This window comes from Nitrosomonas sp. JL21, from assembly GCF_009833095.1.
Taxonomy (GTDB): Bacteria; Pseudomonadota; Gammaproteobacteria; order Burkholderiales; family Nitrosomonadaceae; genus Nitrosomonas.
In genome coordinates this window covers 1-9,634 of the sequence record NZ_QRCB01000044.1, presented here as the reverse complement: position 1 = coordinate 9,634, position 9,634 = coordinate 1, and the positions used below count along the sequence as shown (strand labels likewise).

General features: G+C 45.9%; 9 protein-coding genes and 3 tRNA genes. 4 read left to right on the top strand and 8 right to left on the bottom strand.

What is annotated here, in order from left to right; genetic code table 11:
- Positions 1-258 precede the first annotated feature (258 nt).
- The 5 genes from ABF87_RS12680 to aroC all read right to left on the bottom strand — a co-directional run bounded on the left by ABF87_RS12680 (position 259) and on the right by aroC (position 2,733).
- Positions 259-435, bottom strand: coding sequence for a hypothetical protein (locus ABF87_RS12680; RefSeq protein WP_160829489.1), 177 nt, complete (start codon positions 433-435; stop codon positions 259-261).
- 89 nt (positions 436-524) lie between these two features.
- Positions 525-701, bottom strand: a complete 177-nt coding sequence (locus ABF87_RS12675; RefSeq protein WP_160829488.1) for a hypothetical protein — start codon at positions 699-701, stop codon at positions 525-527.
- 400 nt (positions 702-1,101) lie between these two features.
- Positions 1,102-1,177: transfer RNA gene (locus ABF87_RS12670), tRNA-Phe, on the bottom strand.
- A gap of 74 nt (positions 1,178-1,251) precedes the next feature.
- A tRNA-Arg gene (locus ABF87_RS12665) sits at positions 1,252-1,328 on the bottom strand.
- Positions 1,329-1,557: 229 nt separating this feature from the next.
- Entirely contained in the window at positions 1,558-2,733 is a 1,176-nt protein-coding gene (gene aroC / locus ABF87_RS12660) for a chorismate synthase (protein ID WP_160829487.1), read from the bottom strand.
- A 293-nt stretch (positions 2,734-3,026) separates the two neighbouring features.
- On the opposite strand from aroC, the gene hemF reads away from it, so the two are divergent.
- On the top strand, positions 3,027-3,923 hold the full coding sequence (hemF, locus tag ABF87_RS12655; RefSeq protein ID WP_160829486.1) for an oxygen-dependent coproporphyrinogen oxidase: 897 nt from the start codon (positions 3,027-3,029) through the stop codon (positions 3,921-3,923).
- A gap of 36 nt (positions 3,924-3,959) precedes the next feature.
- The gene (locus tag ABF87_RS12650; RefSeq protein WP_160829485.1) at positions 3,960-5,198 is read left to right on the top strand and encodes a dicarboxylate/amino acid:cation symporter; all 1,239 of its coding nucleotides are present in this window, start codon (positions 3,960-3,962) and stop codon (positions 5,196-5,198) included.
- Positions 5,199-5,224: 26 nt separating this feature from the next.
- On the opposite strand, the gene ABF87_RS12645 is transcribed toward ABF87_RS12650, so the two are convergent.
- Positions 5,225-6,373: an HD domain-containing phosphohydrolase gene (locus tag ABF87_RS12645; protein WP_160829484.1), complete on the bottom strand. Its 1,149-nt coding sequence runs from the start codon at positions 6,371-6,373 to the stop codon at positions 5,225-5,227.
- Between the two features lie 318 nt (positions 6,374-6,691).
- Here ABF87_RS12645 and ABF87_RS12640 point away from each other — a divergent pair, with 318 nt between their 5' ends.
- Both ABF87_RS12640 and ABF87_RS12635 read left to right on the top strand, forming a co-directional pair.
- Positions 6,692-7,570 carry a PA4780 family RIO1-like protein kinase gene (locus tag ABF87_RS12640; protein ID WP_160829483.1) on the top strand — a complete coding sequence of 293 codons (879 nt, stop codon included), beginning with the start codon at positions 6,692-6,694 and terminating at the stop codon, positions 7,568-7,570.
- Between the two features lie 66 nt (positions 7,571-7,636).
- Positions 7,637-7,713 (top strand) — tRNA-Met (locus tag ABF87_RS12635).
- On the opposite strand, the gene ABF87_RS12630 is transcribed toward ABF87_RS12635, so the two are convergent.
- Positions 7,670-9,001 carry a recombinase family protein gene (locus ABF87_RS12630; RefSeq protein WP_205012700.1) on the bottom strand — a complete coding sequence of 444 codons (1,332 nt, stop codon included), beginning with the start codon at positions 8,999-9,001 and terminating at the stop codon, positions 7,670-7,672. The genes ABF87_RS12635 and ABF87_RS12630 overlap by 44 nt on opposite strands.
- 47 nt (positions 9,002-9,048) lie before the next feature.
- A complete protein-coding gene (locus ABF87_RS14785; RefSeq protein WP_205012699.1) occupies positions 9,049-9,489 on the bottom strand; it encodes a recombinase family protein in 441 nt (146 codons plus the stop codon).
- Between the last annotated feature and the right edge of the window lie 145 nt (positions 9,490-9,634).

The window sequence follows — 9,634 nt, the reverse complement described above, 5'->3', positions numbered from 1 at the left end:
CACCTCCGAAAGATTTCTCATACTACATCCTTAATTCGTGTCCGAGATTATTAGACCACTACAAACGGATGTCGCTGATCACTACGCCGCTGATGCGCATATTCCCGGTTTCAGCTAGGCATTTTTGAAAATTAACGTCTCGCTGCGCAACTTTCAGCCAGATATCCAGGCACAGGTGATTACGCCCTCATTCGGTGCCGAGTGTTTGCATGGCTTGGCGTGGAGTCTTGCCGCATAATTGTTTGAGCGGCTGTTCCTTTAGATTACGATCAACCAGGTTCCGTAAGGAATGGTGAACATGGCCACAATGCCTCTCCGGATTGGTTCAGCCAGAGATATCTGACGGAATGCCATGACATCGCGCATGAAATTTGCGGCGGTGTCCTTTCCACAACCGGCTTCTCCGGTTAGGCCGATGAGTTTGGATGTATTCATAGTCATCTCTTAGAACGCTGAAAAAACAATCCAGCCGATGGTTAAAAAGTTGATTGTCATCAACATGATCATCAACAAAATAGTGTGGTCTATGACAATTCATTCGCTTCATTTCGATGCCGCATGATCGGGATTTGGGTTTTCTGGCTTTCGTTATTCGATTTCAGATCATCAATGATGTACTGTTTGCGATCATCCTCGGCTTCTATTGCAGTAAGCTCTCTTATGATTGCCAGCGTGTTGCTGGCTGTTAATTTATTTTCCATTTTCATTCCTCAGGTAAACATGCAATCACGATCAACGCGCACGATTTTTGGCGGGATGTAGACCATCTCGTTCATTGGCGCGTGCAGGTGGCTTGAGCCACGATCACGGGTATCGGTTTGACTATCTATGGGCGTTGGATGAAAACAGGAATTTATATAAGCTGCATTTGTGTGCCAGTCGCAAGTTTTGGGATGATTTGTTCCTTGAAATCGGAAATGACTTGCTCGACATGCAAGTTACTGGCTGGGTGAGTTGGAGGGATGCTTCGGGCTTTCGGAGGTCAGCCTGGAATGAAAACAGGAAACTCGCTCAGGCTGATATCGTGATTCTATACTGGTTCAATTTTATAATTGCGGAACAGAAGGGGAGGTATAAAACATTATAACTATTTGATTTATTTGGTGGCCAAGGGCGGAATCGAACCACCGACACAAGGATTTTCAGTCCTCTGCTCTACCGACTGAGCTACTTGGCCATCTGAGAAATTATTGATAAATAAGCAGGCTAGTCAGCTTATCCGATTATCACAAGTAGTGAAGTTATTCAGAATGGCGCGCCCGGCAGGATTCGAACCCACGACCCCTTGGTTCGTAGCCAAGTACTCTATCCAACTGAGCTACGGGCGCAACGTACAATCAACTAACTTCTGGTTTACTACTTAACCAGCCGAGAGATTATATCAGATTGAAGTAACGCCAGGATCCGAACTTATGCATTTACATCTTACTTCAAACTTAAATCGACGAGCCGATTGTTTCTTCGCAAATAATCATAATTTCCTTTTGCGGGGGCGATAATGGTGTATTTGATCAAGCTTGTCAAGATTTAAACCGCATTTGTGCTAATTCTGGAGGGTTAATAATCTTCTTCCGGTTCGGGATTTTCTTTGTAAGGTATTTCTGCTGGAATTTTTTTTGATGTGCCTGCGTCAGTATTCGCTTTGCCGGAAATCTTGGGGGTTTTGCAGCGGACATCAGCATTTTGAGCGCGATGGCGTAAGGCATGATCCATCAGTATCAATGCCAGCATTGATTCAACAATGGGTGTGGCACGAATCCCGACACATGGATCATGTCTTCCATGGGTTTCGACAATCACCGCATTTCCATCTTTATCGATCGAACGGCGTTCTAAGCGAATGCTGGAGGTGGGTTTGATGGCGACATTTACCGTAATGTCCTGACCTGTTGAGATACCACCTAAAATACCTCCCGCATTATTACTCAAAAAACCGTCTGGAGTCATTTCATCAGAATGTTCGGTGCCTCGTTGTGCCACACTGGCAAAACCAGCACCGATTTCCACACCTTTTACCGCATTGATGCTCATCATCGCATAGGCAATTTCTGCATCCAGCCGATCATAAACCGGCTCTCCCCAACCAACCGGCACTTCTTCCGCAATAACACTAATTTTTGCGCCGACTGAATCGCCTGATTTGCGTAGCGAATCCATGAAAGTTTCCAATTGATCGACATAGCTGTTGTCCGCCGCAAAGAACGGATTCGTATTGACATCATTCCAGTGTTTAAATGGAATGTGGATTGGACCCAGTTGCGACATGTAACCGCGAATGAAAATTCCAAATTTTTCATGTAGCCATTTCTTCGCGATGGCGCCTGCCGCTACTCTAACAGCGGTTTCACGCGCTGATGCACGACCGCCGCCGCGGTAATCCCGGATGCCATATTTTTGCCAGTAGGTATAGTCTGCATGGCCGGGGCGAAACACATCCATAATCTTGCTGTAATCTTTACTGCGTTGATCTTCGTTGCGAATGAGTAATGCAATCGGAGTGCCGGTCGTTTTTCCTTCAAATATTCCCGAAAGAATTTCTACGGTGTCCGATTCGCGCCGCTGGGTGACATGGCGAGATGTCCCTGGTTTGCGTCGGTCCAGTTCATGTTGGATTTCTTCAGTTGATATTTCCAGTCCGGGAGGGCATCCATCGATAATGCAACCAATTGCTGGGCCATGAGATTCACCGAATGAAGTGACACTAAAAAGCTTACCAAATGTATTGCCGGGCATTCTATCTTTCTCTTCTAAAAATTGTGCGAGTCTACCATACGTATTCTTGTCTCGTTTCAATGTGGAGTACGCTTTCTTGCTTGGCTTTGCGTCCGAAACAGCATCTTTCTGGTTGAGCAAAATCAATAAGGATTTTCTTTCTTCATGCTATACCAGCAGGTAAAATGCAGAACATTAGGCGGGGAGCGTCCTCCATGATTCTGAATTATACGAACATTCGCCACAATGTACGAATTTCTATCAATTTGACTGTTAGACCCTGCAAACCTATTAAATCATCACTCGGAGCATGCATGAATACACCGCAAGTCAAGGAATTTCTGATTAATTTGCAGAACGATATCGTTCGAGGACTTGAACGAATCGATGGCAAATCCTTTAAACGTGACCATTGGGATCGTCCTGAGGGTGGCGGAGGAATGAGTAGCGTGATTGAAGAAGGCAATGTACTCGAGCGTGGTGGCGTTAATTTCTCCCATGTTAATGGCGCGGGATTGCCTGCATCAGCCACAGCCGCACGACCTGAACTCGCTGGCCGCTCCTTTGAAGCAATGGGCGTATCTCTGGTTTTGCATCCTCGTAATCCTTATGCACCTACCGTGCATATGAATGTGCGGTTCTTCGAGGCACGCAAAGAAGGCGCCGAATCGGTGTGGTGGTTCGGCGGCGGCATGGATTTGACACCGTATTATGGGTTTGCAGAAGATGCGATTCATTTCCATCAGACCTGTAAAACTGCATTGCAGCCCTTTGGAAATGATTGTTATCCGCGTCTGAAAAAATGGTGCGATGAATATTTTTATTTAAAGCATCGTAAAGAACCGCGTGGCATAGGCGGAATTTTCTTTGATGATCTGAATCAGCCAGATTTTGCAACGTGCTTCAATTTGACTCAGCGGGTGGGAGAACATTTCCTGCTGGCTTACCAACCCATTCTAGAAAAACGCAAGAACACATCGTATGGTGAACGGGAACGAGATTTTCAGGCATACCGGCGCGGGCGCTATGTTGAATTTAACCTGGTGTGGGACCGCGGTACCTTATTTGGCCTTCAAACAGGCGGGCGTACCGAATCGATACTGATGTCATTACCGCCCATCGTCAAATGGCGATACGATTGGAAACCGCAAGCCGGCAGCGTGGAAGATAAATTGTATTCGGATTTTCTGATTGGCAAGGACTGGGTTTGAAGTGAAGCGTAGTGAAATACAATTGGATTCGAATCTGTGAACAAGCTATCGCTCAATACGCAAATTTTACTCGGCGCAAGTGGTGGAATTTTGCTGGGTTTCTGGTTCGCGATGTTAGGGCAAGAGTCAAATGTCGCACAAAACAGCCTATATATTGCAAAACTGGTGGGTACGTTGTTCATAGATTTGCTGCGCATGGTAATGATCCCTTTGGTCTTTACATCGATAGTCGTAGGGGTGGCCAATTTACGGATGCATCGACAAATCAATCGGGTATGGCAAGGAACGTTGGTTTTTTTTGTTTCAACCATGGCAGTGGCTGTTTTGCTGGGTTTGACAGCTGCGAATGTGTTTCAACCCGGCAGTGGACTGCACATTGCAATGTTTCAAGATGCAATGCAGAATTTTCAAGCAACACAACTGTCGATACCAGAATTTTTTGCTCATTTTTTGCATTCGTTATTTCAAAATCCTGTGACAGCCCTGGCCCAGGGTAATGTGCTGGCTGTCGTGATTTTTGCGCTTCTGCTGGGCATTGCTCTGGTGATCGGCGGTGAGCGATATCGCAATATTTTGCTCTTGATGCAGGAATTTCTGGAGCTGATATTGATGCTGGTAGGCTGGATCATGAAGCTGGCGCCTTTAGGAATCATGGCGTTACTACTGCAATTGGTGGCTACCCAAGATACCAGTCTGCTTTCAACATTATTTAAATTTGTGTCGGTTGTGCTCGGCACTACATTGCTACATGGTGTGATCGTATTGCCGCTGATTCTCTATTTAACCACAGGCATGTCGCCGCTGAAATTCTGGCGAGGTGCCCGGGAAGCGTTGATTACTGCATTTGCTACCAGTTCCAGCGCTGCAACGATGCCGATCACATTGCGCTGTGCCGAACAGCATTTGCATGTCAAACGTGAAATCGCGGGTTTCGTCATCCCCATCGGTACCACGATGAATATGGATGGTACGGCGTTGTATGAGGCAATTGCAGCTTTATTCATTGCCAATCTGGTGGGGGTCGAGCTCGATCTTTCTTTACAATTGATTGTTTTTGTTACCGCCATGCTTGCTGCGGTAGGTGCGCCGGGTATTCCCAGTGCTGGTATGGTGACAATGGTAATGGTCTTGCAGTCAGTAGGATTACCGGCTGAGGCAATCGCAATTTTATTGCCAATTGATCGAATACTAGACACTTTTCGTACCACGGTGAATGTGGAAGGGGATTTGGTGGGAAGCCTGGTGGTGCAAAAATGGGTGAATGACAACCGCTGAACTCAGTCAATTCTTGTTCGTAATGATCAAATCAAATCGTTGTCACGGAAACGTTGCTGAATCTCCAGTACTTTCTCTGCATTGTTGATTAATGCTTCCACACAATCGCGATCCAATTTTGAGTTCGACATTTGCCGCAGCATCGTGAATGCATCGTCATTGCTCCACGGTGCTTTATAGGATCGGCGGGAGGTCAAGGCATCGAACACATCAGCCACGGCGCTTATGCGGGCCTCAATGGGAATTTCATTACCCTTCAGGCCATTAGGATAACCACTGCCATCCACTGCTTCATGATGATACTCTGCGATATTGCGCAAGATATTGGCATGACCGAATGTCCCTAAACTGAAGTCGTCAAGAACGGAGTCAATAATTTCCCGTCCTTTTGCAGGATGGGTTTTCATCACGGCAAATTCTGCGGCATTGAGCTTGCTGGGTTTACGCAAAATGTTATCCGGAATGCCGATTTTACCGACATCGTGCATGGGGGAAAACAAAAAGATGTGCTCGATTTGTTCATCGGTAATGTTATAACTCGGCGATAATTCCCGCGCAATCAGCCGTGCGTAGTGAGCGGTGCGGTCGATATGAGAGCCGGTTTCAAGATCGCGATAATGCGTCATGTTGCGTGCAGCGCGAACCGCCGCCAGCAAGGTGCGTATGGCGGTCAATTCATTGATGACCATCAGCGCAATTAAATGACCATATATGTCGATTTGGCGCAGCGTCTTAGGTACGAACGGATGCTTCTGGAATGAATTAAAAAACAAAAAACCAATGAAAGATCCGCTTTGATAAAGTGGCATCGTGTAGCTGGACTTATAGCCTTTAGCGGATATACGCTTGGTATGCTCATGCGTGCCATGGGAAAAAATGTTGAGATCCTGAACCAATCGCGGATGCCGATGTTCAATAATGGCTTGCAGCGATGGAGCGCTGCTAAGCAGAGCTTCGTAGGTCGTTACTGGATTATCGCTACCTTCGGTACTATGTGTGTATGTCTTAAGCATCTCAGTTTTTTCGTCATACAATGCGATGGCCAAGCGATCAATAAATGGAAAATCCTGACGGATCACTTGATGGATGAAGCACAATTTTTCTGTGAGCGGTAAATTCTCATGCAGGTTAGCCAATGTGTCCTGGTGCGTGAAAAAATCTTCTTCCTGTTCCATAAGTTCCTATCAATGGATGTGATTACATTTTTTAAGAGATTTATCGCTCAAATGAATGGAAACTAGTTTAATTCAATACCGCCTGAAACCCTACAATAAATTTCTATCAGCGTGATTGTAAAATGATATGTGACAAATTGACGCGCGACAATTTGTCACATTCCCAACAGAAATTATCCTTCTTACAATGCATTCACCGTGATTGATTAAATCCAGATCTGAATGAATATCGGAGATTTGATTGGCCATCTATTTCATGATGATTATAGGAGGATGAGGAGCGCATCAAAGTTGAATTCTGCGCTCGCATACATGCTTATGAAAATACCTAAACGACTCGAACCATTATTCGAAGAAGGACTGATTGATGACGTCATCTGCCAATTGATGACTGGCAAGGAAGCCATCATATATATGGTGCGCTGCGGAGAAGATATGCGTTGCGCCAAGGTCTACAAAGAAAACAATAAACGTAATTTTCATCAATGCTCATTCTATACCGAGGGACGCAAAGTAAAAAATAGCCGACGCGCCAGGGCCATGGAGAAAGGTAGTCATTACGGTTTGAAAGCACGAGAAGAAACATGGCAAAGCACTGAAGTCGATATGCTGTGCCGTTTGGGGTTCGCCGGTGTGCGCGTGCCCAAGTTTTATAATTTTTTTTCCGGTGTGCTGCTCATGGAGCTCATTACTGATTCGGAAGGAAATGTGGCTCCTCGATTAAGTGATCTGAATCTGAATTTGAAGCAAGCGCGGGAATATCATCGGATTCTGATTAAGCAAATTGTGAATATGCTGAATGTGGGCATAGTCCATGGGGATTTATCACAATATAACGTGCTGGTGGATAACCAAGGTCCTGTCATTATTGATCTACCCCAGGCGGTGAATGCAGGGAACAATCATCATGCGCGTAATATTATTAAGCGGGATGTCGATAACCTGACCACCTATTTCAGTCGATTCGCGCCGGAATTGGCTCAATCTGATTATGCTTCAGAAATCTGGTCTTACTATCAGCGCGGAAAACTCCCGCACGCCATATTGACTGGAAATGCCAAACAGCAGTCAATTGACCCGATCAAGCCGGTGAATGTTTCCGATGTGCTACAAGTCATTGATACGGTAATTAGAAAAGAAATGGCTTGGCAGCGTCACAAACAAACACGTCATCTTAATCAATTGTCGCAATGCTAACTCCCGCGAATTTAAAAGCTTTGATTGACCTGCATGGTCTGGCTTATGCTATACTCTTCATCTTGACGCGGGGTGGAGCAGTCTGGCAGCTCGTCGGGCTCATAACCCGAAGGTCGTAGGTTCAAATCCTACCCCCGCAACCATCTTATCCTTGCTGAGAATCGCCGTTTCATGCGGCTTTTCAGCAAGTTCAGATTTACGGGATGAACATGCATTTAGGTTAACCTTCTCGTTCTTGTCTGACAAATCCTCTTTCGAGGAAATTTCGTCAGCATTAGAATCTTCCTGCCAACCATGTTTTTGATCACCTGATTCGGTCATCATTTTGACTTGCTGCAACAAAGGATCGTAATCGCTAATCTTTTGCTGCTTCCCTGCCGCAACTGTCAAAATTCCGGCAAGGTCGCCATGCAGGTCGATGGCGTATTCTGTTCCTGACGCTTTGGGCGTTAGTACAATCTTATCAATGAGGCCTCTGAGCAGGTCTGCTGCTTCAGCTCTAGTTTCTTCCGTGTTGAGAGAAACTCGTAGCGCTTCCACTTCTTTTTGGTAACGCTGAGACATGTTCGGATGCAGAAGCACTGGTGCTTCCTCTTTGCCTTCGAGATAGCTTTCCAGCTCTTCCCGTCGTTCAATGATCTTATTGAGCGCGTCCTTCACTTCCGATGCAGGTATTCCGTTTTTGATGGCTTCAATAATCTTTTCCTTATCAGCAGCCAGTTTTTGCAGCTCTTTTTTGTAGCGGTTTATCGCCGCATTCCAGGTTTGTCCCAGCTCATTGATATGTTTTGTGTATTCCTCGCAAAATACCCTCACTAATTCCTGGTTCATCAGGTGATGTTGCAGTGCTTCCAGAATGGTTTGCTCCAGGCTTTCTTGCTTAATGGTGAGTCGGTTGCTGCAAGTACCTTTATTTCTTGCAGCAGAGCAACCGTAGCGATCAGCCGACATTTTGCTCATACCGCTGCCGCAGCAACCGCATGTGAGAAGGTAAGAAAACAAGTTTTTTGGGCGTTGCTTGGCCCAGAATTGAGGTTTCTCATCCAACGCTTTCTGGCGTATTTTGGCCTGCTCCCAGAGCTCCTCATCGATAATGCGTAAGTGAGGGACTTCGGTAATGATCCAGTCTTCTTCTGAGTTTGGCCGGGCGACACGTTTACCTGTATCCGGGTCTTTTAAAAATTTCTGACGGTTCCAGATCAGCCGACCTATGTAGAGCTCATTATTGATAATGCCGGTGCCGCGCCGTCTATTCCCGTAAATTGTCGTTGCGCCCCAAGCTTTGCCAGAGGGGCATGGAACGCCTTTTTTATTGAGATTCAGCGCAATTTTTTTTGGGTGAAACGTCAGCGGCGTAATCGCGGAATATTTGCTTAACAATTTCTGCTTCTTCCTTATTGATCTCACGATCTCCTCTGATCGCTTCACCATAGGAATCAAACTGTTTCACGACATTGTAGCCATAGCACAAGCCTCCATCAGATTTTCCTTTTTCTATCCGGCCACTTAGACCGCGATGGGTTTTGGCTGCCAAGTCTTTTAAAAACAAGGCATTCATCGTTCCCTTCAGTCCGATATGGATGTCGCTTACCTCGCCGCCCATCGGATAAGGTATGAATAGCAATGCCGACAAACTGAAAACGCTTGTATATGCCTGCAATGTCCTGCTGGTCTCTGCTTAAGCGATCCAACCCTTCCGCCAGAACAATATCAAACTTGCCAGCCATGGCATCTTGCATAAGCATCTGGATTCCAGGGCGCATCAGGCTTGCACCGCTGATACCGTGATCGGTATAGGTATTAACTACCTTCCAGTTTTCATGCTTGGCCCGTTCATTGCAAATCTGGATTTGATCTTCAATCGAGGCATCGCTTTGAAGATCACTGCTATATCTGGCATAAATGACAACTTTTTTCATATCAAGACTCCAAATCAGGCTTTTGTGTCAAAGACGTTGTGCATCTGAGATGGCGCTCGTAATTCTGCTCAGCTGAGCGCCGAGCAAGAAAGCGAACAACGTCAACAATCCGTGAGTCGATATGGTAATCCCCCCAAAAATTAAC

Coding starts and splice junctions, on each gene's coding strand:
- ABF87_RS12680 (WP_160829489.1), bottom strand. CDS start 435: ATGAATACATCCAAACTCATCGGCCTAACCGGAGAAGCCGGTTGTGGA.
- ABF87_RS12630 (WP_205012700.1), bottom strand. CDS start 9,001: ATGGTGAAGCGATCAGAGGAGATCGTGAGATCAATAAGGAAGAAGCAG.
- aroC (WP_160829487.1), bottom strand. CDS start 2,733: ATGCCCGGCAATACATTTGGTAAGCTTTTTAGTGTCACTTCATTCGGT.
- ABF87_RS12645 (WP_160829484.1), bottom strand. CDS start 6,373: ATGGAACAGGAAGAAGATTTTTTCACGCACCAGGACACATTGGCTAAC.
- hemF (WP_160829486.1), top strand. CDS start 3,027: ATGAATACACCGCAAGTCAAGGAATTTCTGATTAATTTGCAGAACGAT.
- ABF87_RS14785 (WP_205012699.1), bottom strand. CDS start 9,489: ATGAAAAAAGTTGTCATTTATGCCAGATATAGCAGTGATCTTCAAAGC.
- ABF87_RS12640 (WP_160829483.1), top strand. CDS start 6,692: ATGAAAATACCTAAACGACTCGAACCATTATTCGAAGAAGGACTGATT.
- ABF87_RS12675 (WP_160829488.1), bottom strand. CDS start 701: ATGGAAAATAAATTAACAGCCAGCAACACGCTGGCAATCATAAGAGAG.